Here is a 648-nt window from a genome sequence, read left to right on the forward strand (position 1 = left end):
GCCGTGCGATCGACACGATCAGCGCGATCGGAGACGAGACGACCGAGCTCGCCAACTGCCTGATGAACCGCTCGGTGGTGCGGATGCAGCAGCGCGAACTCGAGACCTGCATCGAGGATCTGCAGCGTGCGGTGGCCGTGTACGAGGCGAACGGCGACGAGGAGCCACTCGCCGAGGCCAGGCACAACCTCGGGTACGCGGCCCTGCTCGGAGGAGACCTCGTCACCGCGCTCACGCTCATGACACGTTCCCGCCCGACGCTCGCCGCGATCAGCGATCTCGCTGCAGCCATCAGCGACCTCGATCGCGCGGAGGTGCTGCGCGACGCGGGACTCACCACCGAGGCCGAAGCACTCCTCGAGCAGGTCGCCGCCCAGTTCGGTACCCAACGGATGCGACAGGCCAGAGGCGAGTCGGAGTTCCATCTGGCTCGCTCTCTCCTGCGTCATGATCCTGCCGCAGCCGAACGCGCAGCACGCACCGCAGCGCGACGCTTCACCGCGCTCGCGAACGACGGGTGGGCGGCCCGAGCAGAGGCGGTGCGGCTGGAGGCGCAGCAGCGAGCGAAGCCGCATCTCCGCATCGACGACGCGGCGTTCGCGCGGACGGCGAAAGCCCTCGAACGGAGCGGCTTCCACACCGAGGCCA

The 648-nt window shown here is 69.3% G+C and carries 1 pseudogene; it reads left to right on the forward strand.

Annotation, left to right across the window (positions count from 1 at the left end):
* Positions 1–648: pseudogene (locus DSP71_RS22210) on the forward strand (hypothetical protein); the annotation flags it as partial.

The organism is Microbacterium sp. H6, from assembly GCF_003314775.1.
Lineage (GTDB): Bacteria > Actinomycetota > Actinomycetes > Actinomycetales > Microbacteriaceae > Microbacterium > Microbacterium oxydans.